This is a genomic window from Duganella aquatilis, from assembly GCF_009674565.1.
GTDB lineage: Bacteria > Pseudomonadota > Gammaproteobacteria > Burkholderiales > Burkholderiaceae_D > Rugamonas > Rugamonas aquatilis.
On sequence record NZ_WKJL01000020.1, the window covers coordinates 1 to 19,198 of the forward strand.

A 19,198-nucleotide genomic window follows, 5' to 3' on the forward strand; every position below is an offset into this window, starting at 1 on the left:
CCTCGGCCGTCAGCGCCTCAAGGCCGGCCGCTGCCGAAGCAGCGCCTGCGGAACCGGCGCCCGGCCTGGAGGCGCTGACGGCCGAGGCGCCGGCCGCGCCACCTGCCGACGTGGTACAGCAAGCATTGAAGGCAGTCGGCGCCATCGACCGCCAGCTACGCACCGAGCAGCGCCAGGCCCTGACCTCGGCGCCGCCGTCCGACTCGACCGGCGCGCGCCTGTCGAAGGGCATCGCGGCCGCCCACGCGGCAGTCGGCCCCAAATGGTTCGAGGCCGCGCGCATCGAGCTGTTCAGCGCTCCCAACGATCCCAGGCGCATCTACAAGGTCATCACGGCCTTCGGCGAGTACTGCCTGTTCTATCCCGATAAAGCCAGCATGTCCGAGAACGCCGCCGCCAAGGGCGGGCGCGGCAGCTTTGGCCAGCCCACCATGTCGAGCTGCCCGCAGCGCTTCTAGCCAAGCTTACTTGGCGGTAACTTGACTAAAATGCAAAGGCTATCAAGAATGCGTGTTCCCGCATCTTCCTGTGTCTGCCATGAAAATGAAATTCCTCGCGGCGTTGTGCGCTGCCACGCTGCTGTCCACGCCAGCCTTTGCCGCCGATGACGGCACCGACTCGTCGGCGACCACGCTGAAGGACATGCAGGTCTTCGTGGTCCAGCGCGACGGCAGCTATACGGTGGACCATGAAGTCCTGGTGCTGCTGAACGAACAGCGCGCCGTGGGCGTGCAGGCGCAGCGCCAGTTTCATTTCAACCGCACGCTGGAAGACATCGAAGTCGTCGAAGCGTATACCGAAAAGCCGGACGGCCGCCGCATCCAGGTGCAGCCGGACCAGATCAAGCTGCAGCAGGAACCCGCCTACAGCGGCGCGCCGATGTTCCAGGACATGCAGATCAAGTCGGTGATCTATCCCGACGTCGCCGTGGGCGACAAGCTGTATTCGAAGATCCGCCGCATCCGCCGCACCGCCATGTTTCCCGGCCAGTTCACCGACGCCACCTACCCGCTGTTCCGTCCGACCACGCAGATGACGCTGATCTACGACCTGCCGTCCGACATGACGCTACGCGCCGACGATCCCGGCTTCAAACCCAGCGCGCCGGCGCAGCATGACGGCCGCACCGTCTACCGCTGGGATTACCAGCAGGCCGACAATCCGCGCATCGAGTACGGCACCGTCGCCTATGCCGACTATGGCCGCCACCTGTTCGTTTCGACCTTCAACAACTTCGCCGAAGTCGGCCTGGCCTACGACCGCGCCGCCGCGGTCGCCGCCACGCCGACCGCCCGCATCAGCGCCAAGGCGCGCGAGCTGACGCAGGGCCTGAGCGATCCGCGCCAACAGGCGCTGGCGATCGACAACTGGGTGCGCAAGAACATCCGTTACGTCGCCGTCTACATCGGCAACGGCGGCCTGGAGCCGCACAACGCCGAAGCGGTGCTGGACAACCGCTACGGCGACTGCAAGGATCACGTGACGCTGATGGAAGCGCTGCTGCGCGCGGTCGGCATCGACAGCACGCCGGTGCTGATCAACGCCGGCAACTCGTACAAGCTGGCTCCGGTGGCCAGCCTGGGCCAGTTCAACCACGCCATCAACTACATTCCGAGCCTGGATTTGTACCTGGACTCGACGGCGGAGAACATCAGCGCCGGCTACCTGCCGGTGTGGGATCTGGACAAGACGGTGATCCTGACCCGCAGCGGCAAGCTGGGCCACACACCGGTGACGCAGTTGGGCAAGATCAAAAACCGCTACACCGTCCAGATCGCCGAGGACGGCTCGGCCAGGTTCGATTTCACGCGCGACCAGCTGGGCTGGTGGGAAGAGGAAGTGCGCTACGAACATCGCAACTGGCGCAAGGAGGACCGGCAGCGCTTTGTCGAGTCGCTGCTGAAAAGCTCCGGCGTCAAGGGCAGCGGCGATGTGCTGCTGGGCGACCTGGACGACAAGACGGCCGGCCAGGGCTATAGCTACCGCCTGCGCGGGCAGGGCGAGAACTGGGTTTACCTGCCGGGCACCGTCGGCGTGCCGACTTCGTCCAGCCTGTATGTCGGCCTGGCGCAGCAGGTGTTCGGCCTGACCAACGAGGCGACGCGCACGCAGCCTTTCGTCTGTCCGGAAAACGACTACGAGGAAGAGGCGACCTACGAATTTCCGCAGCGCGCCGCGCTGCTGGCGGTGCCGCCGGACGTGCATATCGCCAGTCCGTACTTCCAGTATCGCGCCGAGTTCAGGCAGGTGGACGGCAAGCTGCTGATCGGCCGCAGCTTCAAGAGCGGCAAGGCCGGCACCAAGGTCTGCACGCCGGAAGACTATGCGGCGATGCAGGCCGACATCAAGAAAATGGTGCGCGACCTGCGCAGCCAGTTCATCCTGCAGGTGCCGGAAATGGGCATGCCGGTGACAATCAGATAGTATTGCTGTTCAGGGAATGCACTACCATGTCGGCATCAACTATTCTGCGGATGGCGACATGGGGAAACGGGCAGTTATTTCGGTGGTGGCGCTGGCTGCTGTGTGTATCGGTGTCTACACCCAGATGACGATTTTCGTGGTGCCGCCAATGGCCGCCACCACCGACGGCATGATCCTGGTCTTTCCGCGCCTGAGCAAGACGGAGTTCCTCGACAGCCCGGATGGCATTTGCCAGCGCGAGGCCGGCATGGTCAACGGCCTGTGCCGCCGCGTCACGCTGGGCGTTGTCGCCGGCAAGGCGCGCATCGTCGCACGCCTGCCGTACAGCGAAACGCTGTACCGGATGTCGGCGCCGGCGTCATGAAAAAAATATGCGGCTGGTTGCTGTGCGCCCTGGCGTGGCTGTTGCGTGGGGATTGAACAAATTCGGCCAAAAGCTCAAGACACCGCCAGCATGACGCTGGACCGCCCGGAAGGAATGCGCCGCTACCTGGTTTCCGCGCCGCCCGGCGCATCGCCTGGTGGACGTGCGCTGATCGTGTTGTTGCACGGCGCCGGCGCTTCGGCAGAGCAGGTGCTGGGACAGGCGTTTCCGCCGTCGCCATTATCCGTGTGGCTGGACATCGCAGCGCGCGAGCAGCTCGTTGTCATCGCGCCGGATGCCGGCAAGGGCGGCTGGAGCGACTGTTTCGCCTCGGCTGAGCGCGTGGACAGAAAAGACGACGTTGGCTTCATCGGCGCGCTGATCGGGCATGCCATCGCCAACCACGACGTCGATCCCGCACGCGTGTATCTGATGGGGGTGTCGCGCGGCGGCTGGATGGCCTATGCGGTCGCCACCGAACTGCCGCATCGTCTGGCAGCGTTCTCGGTCGTGCTGGCGGGGATGCAGCCGCCGGGTCGCACCAAAGAACCCACGACGCCGCTGCCTGCGCTCATCTTCGGCTGTACCGCCGATCCGCTGATCCGCTACCACGGCGGCAAGCCATGGTACGCGTTCGGTTTCGCCGAACCGGTGCGCAGCATCGAAGATACCGTCCACGCCTGGCGCGAGCTGGCCGGCCTGCCGGATACGCCAGACGTGGTACAGATCTCAAGCAGCGTTACGCGTTACATGTGGGGCACGGCGCCGGATGGCATGCAGGTCGGCTTGTACCGCATCGACGGCGCCGGCCACGCGGAACCGAGCCGCCTGAAGCGCTATCCGCGCTTCATCAACTGGCTGACCGGTTTGCAAAACGCCGATCTGGAAACCGCCGAAGCGGCCTGGGAATTTTTCCGCGATAAGCGGCTCAGTGTTCTCTCGCCGGGTAAATGTCGAAAATCACCTTCATGACTTCGTCGATGGGGGAGGATTTTTTGAGCATGACGGCGGCAGGGAAAAAGACATCCTGCGCATCGGTGATGTCCATGATGGTGCTGGTTTTCAGTTCCCTGGCGTCGATCTCTGTCTTCGGCAGGATGCTCACTGCGCATACGCCGGAATCAATCAGCGAGACGATGCTGGCTGGCTGCGAAATACCCATGATGATATTGGGCGTGACGCCCAGGTTTTTAAATTGTTCCTGCAACGCCTCGTACGAGCCTTTTCCCGCATTCCTTTTTATTAAAATCAGCGGATGCTTACTTAATTCCGCCAGGGAGATATTCTTTTTATCTTTCGGTATGTCGATGCCGGCGCCGATTTGCGCAACCATTCCGATGGACGCCAGCGGCACGGATGCGTAGTTATCATTTAAATTCGGACGTTGAACCAGGGCGATATCAATTTCCCCTTTTTGCAGCTGCTGTTCCAGTTGGCTGGAATCAGCGATGGAGACGCCGAATTCAATACCATTATTCCTGTTGATGATTTCGACAATCAGGCTGTTGAAAAACTTTTGAAACAGGTGGGTCATGCCGATTTTCACCTGTCTTGGATGCGCTGTCGCAATGGATTGCGCATTCTTCACCGCTTCACCTATCTCCTGCAGTATGAAACAGGCCCTTTCGAATAAATACAGCCCGGCGACGGTCGGTTCCAGCTTGCGGTCATTTCTATGGAATAGCGATATTCCAAGTTCTTCTTCCAGTTCCTGAATGCGCTTACTGAGCGGCGGTTGTGCGATATTTAAAATATGAGCCGCTTTGTTTATTCCTCCATGCTCAATCACAGCACAAAAATATTTTAACCGCTTCAAGTCCATGCCAGCTCCTGCTGAATACACCAACGGCTAATGTTAACTTGCATAGATGGGGCAATTCCTTGATCTGTGTCAATTTTTACCGTATTAGGCAGGTGATACCAATCTGATCTAAGCAGATACCAAAACAGTCATTTATTATTTTTATTCAGTGCCAGACAATGGTTCGCCATTTAGCAAACCATAAAGGATGATTATGTCTGTCACTGAAAATAAATCCGTGCGCGTTCACGATCTGCGTTCGGCCCTGGAACTACTCAAAACCCTCCCGAACCAGCTGGTTTCCACCGACGTCGAAGTCAACCCGCACGCGGAACTGTCCGGCGTCTATCGCTACGTCGGCGCAGGCGGCACCTGCATGCGTCCTACCCGCGTCGGTCCGGCCATGATGTTCAACACGGTCAAGGGCTACGATAACTTCCGCGTGGCGATCGGCCTGCTGGCGTCGCGCGAACGCGTCGGCCATCTGCTCAACTGCCGTCCTGAAAAGCTGGGCAGCCTGCTGCTTGATGCGGCCAATAATCCGATTTCCCCAGTGGTCGACAACGGTCCGGCCGCCTGCCAGGAAGTCGTGCACCTGGCGTCCGACCCGGACTTCGATATCCGCACGCTGCTGCCGGCGCCGACCAATACCGAAGAAGACGCCGGCCCCTACTTCACGCTGGGCATGTGCTACGCCTCCGATCCTGAAACCGGCGAATCCGACGTCACCATCCACCGCCTGTGCGTGCAGAGCAAAGACGAAATTTCCATGTACTTCGTCCCTGGCCGCCATCTGGACGCCTTCCGCATCAAGGCCGAAGCGGCCGGCAAACCGCTGCCGATTTCGATCAGCATCGGCGTCGATCCCGCCATCGAAATCGCCGCCTGCTTCGAACCGCCCACCACGCCGCTGGGCTTCGATGAACTGAGCATCGCCGGCGCGATTCGCGGCGAAGCGGTCAAGCTGACCAAGTGCAAGACCATCAATGAGCGGGCGATCGCCCACGCCGAAATCGTGATCGAAGGCGAACTGCTGCCCGACGTGCGCGTGCGCGAAGACCAGAACACCAATACCGGCAAGGCCATGCCCGAATTCCCCGGCTACACCGGCGAAGCCAAGGCCGCCATTCCAGTGATCAAGGTCAAGGCCGTCACGCACCGTAAAAATCCTATCCTGCAAACCTGCATCGGCCCGAGCGAAGAGCACGTCAGCATGGCCGGCATTCCGACCGAAGCCAGCATTCTTGGCATGGTGGAACGCGCCATGCCGGGCAAGCTGCTCAACGTCTACGCCCACAGCTCCGGCGGCGGCAAGTATCTCGCGGTGCTGCAATTCAAAAAATCCAGCCCTGCCGACGAAGGCCGCCAGCGTCAGGCCGCCTTGCTGGCGTTCGCGGCGTTCTCGGAACTCAAGCACGTCATTCTGGTGGATGAAGATGTCGATATTTTTGATACCAACGATGTGCTGTGGGCCATGCAGACCCGCTACCAGGGCGATGTCAGCACCGTCTTCATCCCGGGCGTGCGCTGCCATCCGCTCGACCCGTCGCAGATCCCGGAATTCAGCCCGTCGATCCTGCAGCCCGGCACCTCGTGCAAGACCATTTTCGATTGCACCGTGCCGTTCCACCTGAAGAGCCATTTCGAGCGCTCGAAATTCCTGGAAGTGGACGTCAAGCGCTTCCTGCCTGACTTCGTTTAAGGGAGAACCACCATGAGCAAACGGCGCATCATCGTCGGCATCAGCGGTGCCACCGGCTTCCAGTACGGCGTCAAGGCGCTCCAGCTCCTGCGGGAGATGGATGTCGAAACGCATCTGGTGATGTCGAAGGCGGCCGGCCTCACCCGCCAGCATGAAACCGCGTTCAACCGGCAGGAGGTCGAGAGCCTGGCCGATGTGGTCTATCCCACCGGCGCGGTGGGGGCGGCCATCGCCAGCGGTTCGTTCCAGACCATGGGGATGATCGTTGCGCCGTGCTCGATGCGTACCCTGGGCGCCATCGCCAGCGGCATCACCGACAACCTGCTGACGCGCGCCGCCGACGTGGTGTTGAAGGAGCGCCGCCGGCTGGTGCTGATGGTGCGCGAGACGCCGCTGCACCTGGGCCACATCCGCAACATGGCCACGGTGACGGAGTACGGTGCCATCGTCTTTCCGCCGGTGCCGTCGCTGTATGCCGGCCCGCAGACCATCGACGAGATGATCAGCCACAGCGCCGCGCGCGCCATCGGCCTGCTCGGCCTCGATCATCCCTCGTTGCCGCGCTGGGGCGAAACCCTGGCGGCCACGCTGGCCGAAGGAGCGCAAGCATGATTATCGGACCCTACATCAACGGTTCGGCCATCCTGCTTGGCGGTCTGGCCGGCGCCGCGATGGCGCAGCGCATGCCGGAGCGCCTGCGCGCAGCGATGCCGCTGACCTTCGGCGCCGCCTCGATGGCGATGGCGGTGATCCTGATCAACCGCGCCGCGCATATGCCGGTGATGGTGTTGGCGGGCATCCTCGGCGCCCTGATCGGCGAGCTGGTGTACCTGGAGCGCGGCATCGGCAAGGTCGGCGGTTTTGCCCGCGCGCTGGTCGAGAAGGTGGTGCCGGCCAAGGCCGGTGGCCTGTCGCAGGAAGAATTCCTGGAGAAGTTCGTCGCCATCCTGGTGCTGTTCTGCGCCAGCGGCACCGGCATCTTCGGTTCGATGACCGAGGGCATGACCGGCGACGCCACGATCCTGATCGCCAAGTCCTTCCTCGACCTGTTCACGGCGGCGATCTTTGCCACCACGCTCGGCTATGCGGTGGCCACCATCGCCGTGCCGCAGCTGGCGATACAGCTCGGTCTGGCTTTCGGCGCGACGCTGATCCTGCCGCTGACGACGCCGGCGATGATCGCCGATTTCTCGGCGGTGGGCGGACTGCTGATGCTGGCGACCGGCTTCCGCATCTGCGGCATCAAGGTCTTCCCGGTGGCGAATATGCTGCCCGCCCTGGTGCTGGCCATGCCGATCTCGGCCTTGTGGACGCACTTCTTCTGAGCCGGGAGCCGCCACCATGCCGAACCTGCCCACGCTCCTGACCCAGTTCCTGCACGGCCACAGCGTGCTGTCGCTGGCTGTGAGTTGCGAAGACCTGCCCTGGTCGTCGAATGCCTTCTACGCCCTGGATGAGGAAGGAGGGCGGCTGCTTTTCCTGGGCTCGCCGGACACCCGCCACGGCGCCATGCTGTCCAGGAATCCGCATGTGGCGGGCTGCGTCAGCGACCAGTTCAGCGACCTCACGCAGATCCACGGACTGCAATACGCCGGCGTTGCCCGGCGCCTGGATCTGCCGGCCGACGCAGCGGCCGCGCTGGATCTTTACTACCGGCGGTTTCCACAGGCGCGCGGCATGACCGCGCCGGTCTGGGAGATCCGCCTGCTGCACCTGAAGTTCACAGACAACCGCGTCACCTTTGGCGCCAAGACCCTGTGGAGCCGGCACGAGCCGGACCATCAATAATAAAAAGGAATACACAATGCGCATCCCCCGTCCCACTCCATTGCTGGCACTTGCACTGCTGGCATCCCCCGCGTTCGCCCAGACCCTGGCCGGCACGGCGCTGCCGCGCGGCCCGCAAACCGTGCTGAAGGTGACTTCCTACGCCGATGACGGCGGCGAGGGCACCCTGCGCGCCGTCCTGGAGCGCAATAACGCCAATCCCGGCCACTACCGCATCGAACTGAGCGCGATCGGCCCCGGCCCGTATGTGATCAAGCCCACCCGCGAACTGCCGCCGATCAAGGGACCGGTGGTGATTGAAAACGTCGACTGGGTGCGCAACGGTACGTATGTCGCCATCGACGGTTCGGCCTACGTGGTCGGCCCCGGCACCCGTGCCTGTCCCGGCGCGGTGCCGGGACAGTACGGCACCAACGTGCGCACCACCACCAAGCCGGGCCTGATCCTGCGCGATACGGAAGCGGTGGAAATCCACGGCCTTGAGATCAGCAACTTCTGCATCGGCGTCCTGGTCAACCGTGCCAGCGGCAACCTGATCCACGACAACCGCATCGTCGGCAACAAGGGCGGAGCCGGCATCATGGTCACCGGCGACGACGGCAAGGGCAACTCGACCGCCACCACCACGGTGCACAACAAGATCCTGCGCAACCGCTTCGTCAACAATGGCGACGCCATGGAGATGACGCGCGGCGCCGCCTTCAATCTGATTGCCGACAACTTCGTCACCAGCAACGACAAGGACAACGAGGAACCTTCGCAGGGTCTGGAAATCCTGTGGGGCAACGACAACGTGGTGGTCCACAATTACTGGGAGAACCTGTCGGACGGCGTACAACTGAACTGGGGCAACCGCAACTATATCTCCGGCAATACCTTTACCGGCATCTCCTCGGCCGTCACGCTGAGCGGCAGCGGCAACATCGTCGATGGCAACACCATGATCGGCAACCGCGTGGCCGTGTCGGTGCGTCCGCAAGCCGAACCGGGCGCCGACGCGTCACCGGGTCGCAACCGCGTCACCGGACCGGCCATCAACACCATCAGCGCCAATGTCATGATCGACAACGGCAAGGACATCCTGCGCTGCTACGCGGGCGGCTCCTGCCTGCCCGAACTGAAGGGCGCGATCGTGTTCGACGTGCCGGGGCTGGAGCATGGCCGCTTCATCGGCAATCGCGGCGGCGGTGTCGAAAGCGATCCGTCCAAGCTGGAAACCATCTGCGCGCTGGATGGGCAGGTGGCCGGTTGCGAACCGAGTCCCAACCATGGCCAGCGCGCGCCGAAACTGCTGGCGACGCTGGCCGGCAGCCAGGGCGGCATCGGCGTGCGCGGCGAATTCGATGGCACGGCCAACACGGTCTACCGGGTGGAATTGTTCGCCAACAGCAAGCCGGGCATGACGGAAGCCGAGCGCTATCTGGGCTATATCCAGGTGCCGGTGGATGCGCATGGTCACGCCAGCTTCATTTACCAGTTGAGTTCGGCCGATGCGGCCATCACCGCCAACGTCACCGCGACGGTGACCAGCGCCGATGGCGCCACCTCGCCGCTGAGCCTGCCATTGCCGTTGCCGCTGTCCTCCGGCGCCGCAGCAGCCAAGGCGCCGGTGGCCGTCGTTCCCGTAGCGCAGGCGGCGCCGGATCTGTACACCGGCAAGACCATGACCGGCGACTGGAACGGCAAACGCAGCGAGTGGGCGGCGCAAGGCGTCACCTTTCGCGGCGGCTTCATCACCGAGGCCATGGGCGTGGTAGACGGCGGCATCCGGCGCAGCGCGCGCAATGCCTTCCAGACCCAGGTCGGCGTCGATCTGGACATGGGCAAGCTCAGCGACAACTGGGGCGATGCGCGCTTTCACCTGACCATTAACGACCGCCGTGGCCGCAGTACGTCGGATGAACTGGCGGGCAACAACTACATGCCGGTACAGGAAATCTATAGCGACCAGTTCACCCGCCTGACCGAGCTGAGCTACGACCAGAACTTCCTCGGCAAAAAGCTCAACTGGAAGGCCGGTTTCTATGTCATGGGCAATGACTTCGGTCTGAACCAGATCATGACCAACTTCGTCAATGCCGCCCTGTGCGCGCATCCGATCTCGCTGTCGACCAGCGCCGGCTGGACCAACTACCCGCGTCCGCGCTGGGCCACCCATCTCACCGTGCATCCCACGCCGGAAATCACGGTGCGCGGCGGCATGGTGCTGGTCAACACCAACTACAACCTGGAAAAAAACCGCTGGAGCCTGAACGAAGCCGGCACCACCGGCCACCTGTATCCGGTGGAAGCGGAATGGGCTCCGGGCACGGCTGACCATGGCAACTACCCGGGCCACTACAAGATCGGCTATTACTACGACACGTCGGACGCCAGGATGGTCGGCAGCCGCAGCAGCGAAACCGCGCGTCATCGCGAAGGCGGCTACGTGATGATCGACCAGAAAATCACCAACAACGCCGTCAACGGCGGCCTCAGCCTGTTTGCGCAGTACACCGAGCAGTCGCAGCAGACCGCAGTGATGCATCGCTGGGGTTCGGCCGGCCTGGTCTACCAGGGCTTGCTGAACAGCCGTCCGCAGGATCGCGTGGCGCTGGGATATGTGCGCGCCTCGATCAACCGCAACCTGCTGCAGAAACAGCTGCTGGACCAGGCGGCCGGCCTGATCACCGATCCTGACTGGCAGCTCAACCAGGCGGAAGCGCTGTGGGAAGTGGCTTATACCTTCCAGGTGAATCCATGGCTGTCGGTACGCCCTGACTTCCAGTACATCACCAAGCCAGGCGCCTTCCGCTACAAAAATACCGACAACGTGGTGGCCATGGGCGTGCAAGCCAAGATCACGTTCTGACCAGCCCAATCAACCCTTCTTATCCGGAGATACCCTATGAACAACCACTCCCGCCGTTTCGCCGCACCGCTCCTGCTTGCCTTGCCGCTGATGGCCGCCAGCCTTCCTCACGCCAGCGCCGCCGCGCCGGCCACCAGTGCGGCGGCCGCGCCTGTCTCGGTGCGCCATGCCGCCTTCTTCAGCGTGCGCGGCGTCGCCATCGGCCAGGGCGCGCCCAAGACCATCGTGCCGACCACCGGCGCCAACGCCGAGCAGGTCTTGCAGCAGGCGCAGGTCATCGGCGCCAATCCGAACGCCGACCTGATCGAGTTCCGTCTCGATTACCTGGACTTCGCCACCGACCCGGCACGCATCGCGGCGCTGGGCAAGCAGGTCGCCGTGGCCGCCCAGGGCAAGCCGATGATCGTCACTTTTCGCACCAAGGCGGAAGGCGGCAGCAAGGAAATCAGCGACGCCGACTACGGCAAGCTGTATGCCGCGCTGATACCGGCCGGTTTCATCGATCTGCTGGACCTTGAAATGTTTCGCGCGCCGGAGGTGGTGAGCGCGCTGGTGGCGCAGTCACATGCCAAGGGCATCAAGGTGGTCATATCGAGCCATGATTTCCATGCCACGCCGGCGACCGCCGAGATCATCACCCGTCTGCGCCGCCAGGATGCGCTGGGCGCGGACGTGCTCAAGATCGCGGTCATGCCGAAGAATCCCGCCGATGTGCTGCGCCTGATGGACGCCACCGAACAGATGCGCGCCAGCTACTCGGACAAGCCGCAACTGACGATGTCCATGGGCGGCCTGGGCGCGGTCACCCGCCTGTCCGGCGAAGCCTTCGGCAGCGACCTGACATTCGGCATGATCGGCACGCCGTCCGCGCCGGGCCAGGTCGACGTCGGCCAGTTGCGCCAGGTGCTCAACACGGTGCATGCCGCGATTGACGGCAACAAGTAACGCCTGCCAGGCGTCCTATTTGCGGAGGTCGCTGCGCACCGGGTCGGCCGGGTACTTGATGGCGTTCAGCACCATCTTGTCGACAGCGGCGGCGTGCAGGTCGACTTGCATCTTGTCGGCCAGCTGCACCAGGTAGAGCAGCACGTCGGCCAGCTCGTGGCGGATGGCGGCGCGCCTGGCGTCGTCCAGCTCGGCGGCGGCGCCGGTTGGCAGCCACTGGAAGTGTTCGGCCAGTTCGGCCACTTCCACCGACAGCGCCATGGCCAGGTTCTTGGGCGTGTGGAACTGCTCCCAGTCACGGGCTTGGGCGAATTGGCGCGTGCGGTCGCGCAGGTCTTGCAGGTCGGAGTGCGGGGCGGTAGTCATGGCCGCTATGGTAGCACCGCCGTTTGTGCGTTTCATCCCCCTTTTTCGACCGTTTGTCGCATCGCCCGGGCGAACGGGCAGGGCGCTGGCTATAGTGGCAACACTTTACCAACTCCAGGACACCCCATCATGCGCCGTACCATCATCGCTCTCGCCGCCCTTTCCATCCTCGCCGGCTGCGCCGTTATCGTGGTGCCGGACAACGGCGATGGCAGTGTTCAGTACAAATCGTCGTTCAGTGGCACCGCGGTGCAGGGCGACGGCCATATCGTGGTCGAAAACCGCCAGGTCGCCCGGCTGGACGGCATCGACATCAATGGTCCGATGCAGGTGGAAGTGCGGGTCGGCGAAGCCGCCGCGCTCCAGGTGGAGGGCGACAGCAACATCCTGCCGCTGGTCCGCACCGACGCCAGCGGCGGCACGCTGCGCATTTCGATCGACGGCAATATCCGCACCAGCAATCCGCTGAAGGTGGTGTTCACCACGCCGACGCTGCGCCACCTGTCGGCCAATGGTTCGGGCCAATTGACGGTGACCGGCTTGAGCGGCGGCCCGCTGGACCTGTCGCTGAACGGTTCGCGCTCGGTGCGCGTCAGCGGCAACGTCGACCGTCTCGACGCACGCCTGAACGGCTCCGGCGGCTTGAACGCTTCCGGTCTGAACAGCGGCAACACCGTGGCCCAGCTGAACGGTTCCGGCCGGCTGGACCTGGGCCGCGTCAACGGCGACACGCTGAACCTGGAACTGCGCGGCTCCGGCGGCGCCAACGCCAGCGGCAACGTGCGCAACATGACGGTGCGCCTGAACGGCTCCGGCAGCGCCGACCTGGCCGGCATGACCAGCGAACGCGCGGAACTGAGCAGCAACGGCTCCGGCAGCATCGCCGCCGCCGTCACGCAGTCGGTGGTGGCCAACGCCAACGGCTCCGGCAGCGTCACGGTCTACGGCAATCCGGCGCAGCGCAACGTCAGCGGCAAGCGCGTTACCATCGTCCAGTAATCAGCGCACCTTGAAGAACGCCATCGAGCTCTGCAACTGCTCGGCCTGACCGCTCATCTCTTCGGCGGTGGCGGCCAGCTGTTCGGAGCTGGAGGCGTTCATCTGGGTGGTCTGGCTAAGCTGGCTCATGGCGGAATTGATCTGGCCGGCGCCGGCCGACTGTTCTTCCGACGCCGCCGTAATTTCCTGCACCAGGTCCGAGGTGCGCTTGATATTCGGCAGCATGGTGTCGAGCAGGGCGCCGGCTTTCTCGGCCAGGTTGACGCTGCCCGAGGCCACCTGTTCGATCTCCTGCGCCGCCACCTGGCTGCGCTCCGCCAGCTTGCGCACCTCTGCCGCCACCACGGCAAAGCCCTTGCCATGCTCGCCGGCGCGCGCCGCCTCGATCGCCGCGTTCAGCGCCAGCAGGTTGGTCTGGTAGGCGATATCGTCGATGATGCCGATCTTCTTGGCGATCTCGCGCATCGCCGTCACGGTGGAGCGCACCGCCTCGCCGCCTTCGCCCGCTTCCTGCGCCGCCTTGCCGGCCATGCCGTCGGTGACCTTGGCGTTCTCGGTGTTCTGCGCAATCGAGGCCGACATCTGTTCGATGGCGGCGCTGGATTCCTCCGCCGCCGCCGCCTGCTCGCTGGCGCCCTGCGACAGCGATTGCGCCGTGGCGCTGACTTCCTCCGAGGCGCTGGCCAGTGCCTCGGCGCCGTCGTTGACTTCGCCCACCACGCGCGACAGGTTGCCGACCATGCTGTGCATCGCCGCCAGCAGGCTGGTGGTGTCGCCCGGCTTGATCCGCACCGTCACCGTCAGGTCGCCGTGGGCCACGCGGTTGACGATGTCGGCCGCGTAATCCGGCTCGCCGCCCAGCTGCTTGAGCAGCGCACGCGTGATGACGGCGCTGATCAGGGCCACCACCACCAGCGTGCAGACGGCGATGATGATGGCGTTGCGCACCGCAGCCTTCTTGGCGGCCACCGCGTGGTCGGCGCCTTGCTGCCCCAGCCCGACGTTATAGTCGAAGTGCTCGTCGAGCAGCGCCTGCATCACCTGGATTTCCGGCCGCGCCGCCTCCAGCGCGATGCGCGCCTTGTCGTTGTGGTTGCTGCGCGATTCGGCCAGCACCGCCTCGATCTGCGGCTGCACCTTGGCCCAGGACGCCTTCTCCTTGTCGAGAATGGCCTTGTCCTTGTCGTCGGCCAGCAGCGGCTCGTATTTCTTCATGCTGTCGTCGACCAGCTTGCGCATGTCGGTGACGCTGTTGTCCAGCTCCGCGAACTTCTTCTCGTCGGTGTTGAGCACGTGCTGGTTGACGCGGATGCGCATGCGCAGGAAGCTGTCGCGCAGCTTGTCGATCACCACCAGGCTGGGCACCGTGTTGACGGTGGAGTAGTTGGCGGCATCGTAGACTTCTTCCATCTGGTACTGGCTCAGTCCCGCCAGCAGCACGATGCCCGCCAGGGCGGCGCCGGCCAGCAGCCCCATTTTTTGTGCGACGCTCAGTTTCATTGCACCTCCCGCTGTGTGTTGGTGGCTATGCGGCTGCCACTGCCGTGTTGTTGTGTAACCGTTCTATCAGTGCCGCCAGCGGCATCGGCCGCGCGTACAGGTAGCCCTGCATGCAGGCGCAGTCGTGGGCGATCAGGAAGTCGGCCTGCGCCTGCGTCTCCACGCCCTCGGCCACCACGCGCAGCCCGAGATGGCCGGCCATCGCCAGGATCGACTGCACCAGCGCCTTGCTGCTGAGGTCTTCCGGCGTGTCCATGATAAAGCTGCGGTCGATCTTCAATTCATACAGCGGCATCTTCTTAAGATACGCCATGCTGGAATAACCGGTGCCGAAATCGTCGATGGAGAAGCGCAGGCCCATGGCGGTCAGCTGGTGCATGCGGGCGATGGTGTCGTCCATCTTGTCGATCAACAGGCCTTCGGTCACTTCCAGCACCAGCAGCGAGGCCGGCGCGCCGCTGTCGGCCAGCGCCTGCTGCACCTGCGCCACGAAGTCGGCCTGGCGGAACTGCGTCGGGCTGACGTTGACCGACAGCGGCATCGCCAGTCCGGCCGCCTGCAGTTGCAGCACCGCGGCGCAGGCCTGGCGCAGCGCCCAGGCGCCCAGTTCGACGATCAGGCCCGATTCCTCGGCCACCGGGATGAACACGCCCGGCGCGATCATCGAGCCGTCGGCCTGCGGCCAGCGCATCAGCAGCTCGCCGCCCACCGCGCGGCCGCTGCGGTCGACCTGCGCCTGCACGTGCATCTGCAGTTCGTCGTTGGCCAGGGCGGCGGCCAGGTCGCGCTCCAGGGTCAGGCGGTGTTCGACTTCGGCCTGCATCGCCGCCTCGAAGAAGGCGATGCCGTTGCGGCCTTCCGACTTGGCGCGGTACATGGCGGTGTCGGCTTCGCGCAGCAGGTCTTGCGCGGTCTGGCCGGGTTGGCCCAAGCGGGGCAGCATGGTGACGCCGATGCTGGCGGTGGAATTGTAGGTCTGGCCTTCGATCTCGAAATCCTGGCCGATGGCGCTGCGGATTTTTTCCGCCACCGTCAGCGCCGCGTGGGTGGCGCCTTGCAGCTCGTGCGACAGGTGGCCCAGCAGCACCACGAATTCATCGCCGCCGATGCGCGCCACGGTGTCGGCCTTGCGCATCAACTTGCTCAGGCGGCCGGCGGCGTTGCACAGCAGGGCGTCGCCGATGGCGTGGCCGCGCGCGTCGTTGATGGTCTTGAAGCGGTCGAGGTCGATGAACATCACCGCGCTGTAGGTGGCGCCGCGCTCGGAGCTGGCCAGCAGCTTGTCGATGCGGTCCATCAGCAGGCGGCGGTTGGGCAGGCCGGTCAGCACGTCGAAGAAGGCCAGGCGGTGGATGTCGTCCTGCGATTTGCGGCGCTCGGTGATGTCGCGCTCCACCGCCACCCAGTGGGTGTTGATGCCGCCTTCGTCGGTGAACGGCACCAGTTCCGTCTCGACCCAGTAGGGCTGGCCGGCCTTGGTGTAGTTCAGCAGCTCGGCGCGCACGGTTTCGCTGTTGGCCATGGCGCGTTCGATGTCGTCCACCACGCCGGGATCGGTGTCCGGGCCGCGCAGCAGGCGCAGGTCGCGGCCCACCACTTCGTCGCGCCGGTAGCCGGTGTGGCGTTCGAAGGCCTCGTTGACGAAGATGATGTGCTGGGCCGCGTCCTTGTCCACCTGGGCGATCAGCACCATGTCGTTCAGGCGCGCGACGGCGGCGGAGGTCAGGCGCAGTTCGGCGTTGAGGTCGGACAGCTTGTCGAACGAGCGCTCCAGGTGCCGCAGCAGCACCGCGCACGACAGGGTCAGCACCGCCGTGATGAAGCTGAAGTTGAGGGAGATGATGGCGGCCTTCAGAAAGCCGTAGTCGGGCAGGCCTTCCAGGTGCAGGTTGGCGTTGTCCTCAAAGCCCAGCACCATCACGCTCAGGCCGGCCAGCAGCAGCGTCCACAGCGCCGGGCGCAGGCCCAGCAGCAGCGCCGCCAGCACCGGCACCGCCATCAGGTAGATCTGGCTGACCGGTCCCACCTTGAGCAGCAGCGCAATGCCGACCAGGAAGGCCACGCTGATGAAATTGACGACGCGCGCGGTGTAGGGCATGCTGCGCCAGCGCCAGATGACGCCGATCCAGACCAGCGCCACGATATCGACCACGGCGATCGACCACATGCCCTCGCTGGCGGCCAGCAGGGCGCTGGGCACGGCGGTGAACAGCCCGAGCACGAACACGACCAGCAGCAGTTTCGCAAAGATCTGCGCGCGCCAGTGCGCAATGTCGTTGGCCACAGCCACAGGGGTGCCTCCAGGGGTGCGTTGCGGTTGTTGTGCTGCTGATGTTACCCGCATTCGCACCTTGTGTCACTGTGGCAATTAGTTAGGCAATTAGTCTCCGGCCTTGACGTTGCCGATACCGGACACCGACTTGTTCACCGTTTTCGGATGGCCGTAGTAGGTCAGCCCGCCGATGCCCTTGGCGACCGCGTTCAGCAGGTCGGTGGCGTACACGCTGACGTTGCCGACGCCTTCGAAATTGACGTCCACGCGTTCCGCCTGCAGCTTCTGGGTGTCGACTTCGCCCACACCCTTGGCGTTCAGGCGCAGGTACTTGACCTTGCCGTTGGCTTCCAGGTGGCCGGCGCCCAGGTAGCTGATGTCCAGGCGGTCGGTGTTGACCTTGTTGACGATGGTTTCGCCGGCGCCTTCCACCTTCACCCGGCTCAGCGACGGCACCGTGATGGTGATGCGCGGGTCGCCCTTGTTCGACTTGAAGCTCTTGTCCGGCAGCGTGATCTGCAGTTCATTGTCGACCACTTCGGTCTTCAGGTTGGACACGAACCGGTCTTCGCCGCTGACCAGCACCGACTGCGCCTTGCCCACTTCCACCGTCATGGCGAAGGCGCCCTTGGCGTTGATGGCGATGAACGATGGCAGCGTGCGGGTGGACTCGGCCGCCTGCACATTCGGACTCAGGGCGCTCAGGGCAAACAGGGCGGGGATCAGGACGGCGGCAGCGGTACGGCGCATGATAATTCCTCGGTAACGTTAATAAATTCGACATCTTGATTTTACTGAACTTGCCTGCCGCTGCCGACAGTTTTGTGACGAACTGCAAAAAACGGGGGCTGTGTTGTTGAGTCGCGACTGTTTCCACTATAGTGAGCCTTTTGCGCGCGAGGTAAATGTGGCCAGCCAATTCAGCACCGTGATCCGTGTCGTCAGCGGCAATTTCATGGAGATGTTCGACTTCTTCCTGTTCGGCTTCTACGCCAACGCCATTGCCGCCGCGTTTTTCCCCTCCGGCGACGAACTGGCCTCGCTGATGCTGACCTTCATGACCTTCGGCGCCGGCTTCCTGATGCGGCCGCTGGGGGCCATCCTGCTGGGCGCCTATGTCGACCGCGTCGGCCGCCGCAAGGGCCTGATCGTGACGCTGGCGCTGATGGCCATGGGCACCTTGCTGATCGCCTGCGTGCCGGGCTACGCCACCATCGGCTACCTGGCGCCGGCGCTGGTGCTGACCGGCCGCCTGTTGCAGGGCTTTTCGGCCGGCGTGGAACTGGGCGGCGTGTCGGTCTACCTGTCGGAGATGGCGACGCCGGGCCACAAGGGCTTTTACGTCAGCTGGCAGTCGGCCAGCCAGCAGGTGGCGGTGGTGGTGGCCGCCGCGCTGGGCTTCGCGCTGAACCAGTGGCTGGCGCCGGCCGAAATCGCCGCCTGGGGCTGGCGCATTCCATTCTTCGTCGGCTGCATGATCGTGCCGGTGCTGTTCGTCATCCGCCGCTCGCTGCAGGAGACCGCCGAATTCCAGGCCCGCAAGCACCGCCCGGAGCTGCATGAAATCTTCCGCTCGATGCTGAACAACTGGGGCCTGGTCATCTGCGGCATGATGCTGGTGTCCATGACCACCGTGTCGTTCTACCTGATCACCGTCTACACGCCGACCTTCGGCAAGAGCGTGCTGCACCTGAGCAGCACCGATGCGCTGGTGGTGACGGCGCTGATCGGCATTTCCAACTTCATCTGGCTGCCGGTGATGGGCGCGGTGTCGGACCGCGTGGGCCGCCGGCCGCTGCTGCTGTGCTTTACCGTGCTGACCATCCTGACCGCGTATCCGGCGCTGCACTGGCTGGTGCAGTCGCCCAGCTTCGGCCGCATGCTGGAGGTGGAACTGTGGCTGTCCTTCCTGTACGCCAGCTACAACGGCGCGATGGTGGTGGCGCTGACCGAGGTGATGCCGGCCGACGTGCGTACGGTCGGCTTCTCGCTGGCCTACAGCCTGGCGACGGCGCTGTTCGGCGGCTTCACGCCGGCCATCGCCACGGGATTGATCGAGTACAGCGGCGACAAGAGCGCGCCGGGCTGGTGGATGACGCTGGCCGCCGTCTGCGGCCTGTTCGCCACGCTGATGCTGTACCGCCGCCAGGAGCGCCAGCAGCTGCACGCCGCCGACGCCGCCTGAC

Annotated in this window: 15 protein-coding genes and 3 pseudogenes; 12 read left to right on the top strand and 6 right to left on the bottom strand. The window is 64.2% G+C overall.

Features of this window, described 5'->3' with window-relative positions:
- The 4 genes and pseudogenes from GJ698_RS30540 to GJ698_RS22385 form a co-directional block, all read left to right on the top strand.
- A pseudogene (locus tag GJ698_RS30540) lies at positions 1–458 on the top strand (hypothetical protein); the annotation flags it as partial.
- A gap of 79 nt (positions 459–537) precedes the next feature.
- Complete coding sequence (locus GJ698_RS22375; protein WP_154360082.1) at positions 538–2,424, top strand: DUF3857 domain-containing transglutaminase family protein; 1,887 nt, start codon at positions 538–540, stop codon at positions 2,422–2,424.
- Positions 2,425–2,482: 58 nt separating this feature from the next.
- A complete protein-coding gene (locus tag GJ698_RS22380) occupies positions 2,483–2,788 on the top strand; it encodes a hypothetical protein (protein WP_154360083.1) in 306 nt (101 codons plus the stop codon).
- Between the two features lie 90 nt (positions 2,789–2,878).
- Complete coding sequence (locus GJ698_RS22385) at positions 2,879–3,760, top strand: CE1 family esterase (protein ID WP_154360084.1); 882 nt, start codon at positions 2,879–2,881, stop codon at positions 3,758–3,760.
- On the opposite strand, the gene GJ698_RS22390 is transcribed toward GJ698_RS22385, so the two are convergent.
- Positions 3,717–4,610: a LysR family transcriptional regulator gene (locus GJ698_RS22390; protein ID WP_154360085.1), complete on the bottom strand. Its 894-nt coding sequence runs from the start codon at positions 4,608–4,610 to the stop codon at positions 3,717–3,719. The genes GJ698_RS22385 and GJ698_RS22390 overlap by 44 nt on opposite strands.
- A 193-nt stretch (positions 4,611–4,803) precedes the next feature.
- Between GJ698_RS22390 and GJ698_RS22395 the strand changes: the two genes are divergently transcribed.
- Genes GJ698_RS22395 through aroD form a run of 6 tightly spaced genes read left to right on the top strand, consistent with a single transcriptional unit; the run spans position 4,804 to position 11,875 of the window.
- Positions 4,804–6,291: a UbiD family decarboxylase gene (locus GJ698_RS22395; RefSeq protein WP_154360086.1), complete on the top strand. Its 1,488-nt coding sequence runs from the start codon at positions 4,804–4,806 to the stop codon at positions 6,289–6,291.
- Positions 6,292–6,303: 12 nt separating this feature from the next.
- A complete protein-coding gene (locus GJ698_RS22400) occupies positions 6,304–6,903 on the top strand; it encodes a UbiX family flavin prenyltransferase (RefSeq protein WP_154360087.1) in 600 nt (199 codons plus the stop codon).
- Entirely contained in the window at positions 6,900–7,616 is a 717-nt protein-coding gene (locus GJ698_RS22405; protein WP_154360088.1) for a DUF554 domain-containing protein, read from the top strand. Before GJ698_RS22400 ends, GJ698_RS22405 begins: the two co-directional genes overlap by 4 nt.
- Before the next feature lie 16 nt (positions 7,617–7,632).
- Entirely contained in the window at positions 7,633–8,079 is a 447-nt protein-coding gene (locus tag GJ698_RS22410) for a PNPOx family protein (protein ID WP_154360089.1), read from the top strand.
- A gap of 16 nt (positions 8,080–8,095) precedes the next feature.
- Positions 8,096–10,930 carry a carbohydrate porin gene (locus GJ698_RS22415; RefSeq protein WP_154360090.1) on the top strand — a complete coding sequence of 945 codons (2,835 nt, stop codon included), beginning with the start codon at positions 8,096–8,098 and terminating at the stop codon, positions 10,928–10,930.
- Positions 10,931–10,966: 36 nt separating this feature from the next.
- Entirely contained in the window at positions 10,967–11,875 is a 909-nt protein-coding gene (gene aroD / locus GJ698_RS22420; RefSeq protein WP_208023865.1) for a type I 3-dehydroquinate dehydratase, read from the top strand.
- A gap of 15 nt (positions 11,876–11,890) precedes the next feature.
- Here aroD and GJ698_RS22425 read toward each other — a convergent pair whose 3' ends face one another.
- A complete protein-coding gene (locus tag GJ698_RS22425) occupies positions 11,891–12,241 on the bottom strand; it encodes a nucleotide pyrophosphohydrolase (RefSeq protein ID WP_154360091.1) in 351 nt (116 codons plus the stop codon).
- Between the two features lie 129 nt (positions 12,242–12,370).
- On the opposite strand from GJ698_RS22425, the gene GJ698_RS22430 reads away from it, so the two are divergent.
- Positions 12,371–13,240 (top strand): head GIN domain-containing protein, encoded by an 870-nt coding sequence (locus tag GJ698_RS22430; protein WP_154360092.1) that lies wholly within the window; start codon positions 12,371–12,373, stop codon positions 13,238–13,240.
- Here the strand turns inward: GJ698_RS22430 and GJ698_RS31505 are convergent.
- The 4 genes and pseudogenes from GJ698_RS31505 to GJ698_RS22445 form a co-directional block, all read right to left on the bottom strand.
- Positions 13,241–14,107, bottom strand: a pseudogene (locus GJ698_RS31505) (methyl-accepting chemotaxis protein); the annotation flags it as partial. It lies immediately after the preceding gene.
- A gap of 126 nt (positions 14,108–14,233) precedes the next feature.
- Positions 14,234–14,740, bottom strand: a pseudogene (locus GJ698_RS31510) (MCP four helix bundle domain-containing protein); the annotation flags it as partial.
- Between the two features lie 25 nt (positions 14,741–14,765).
- Positions 14,766–17,030 carry a putative bifunctional diguanylate cyclase/phosphodiesterase gene (locus GJ698_RS22440; RefSeq protein WP_371865416.1) on the bottom strand — a complete coding sequence of 755 codons (2,265 nt, stop codon included), beginning with the start codon at positions 17,028–17,030 and terminating at the stop codon, positions 14,766–14,768.
- Positions 17,031–17,120: 90 nt separating this feature from the next.
- Positions 17,121–17,762 carry a head GIN domain-containing protein gene (locus tag GJ698_RS22445; RefSeq protein WP_154360095.1) on the bottom strand — a complete coding sequence of 214 codons (642 nt, stop codon included), beginning with the start codon at positions 17,760–17,762 and terminating at the stop codon, positions 17,121–17,123.
- Positions 17,763–17,967: 205 nt separating this feature from the next.
- On the opposite strand from GJ698_RS22445, the gene GJ698_RS22450 reads away from it, so the two are divergent.
- Positions 17,968–19,197, top strand: coding sequence for an MFS transporter (locus tag GJ698_RS22450; RefSeq protein ID WP_371865419.1), 1,230 nt, complete (start codon positions 17,968–17,970; stop codon positions 19,195–19,197).
- Position 19,198 lies beyond the last annotated feature (1 nt).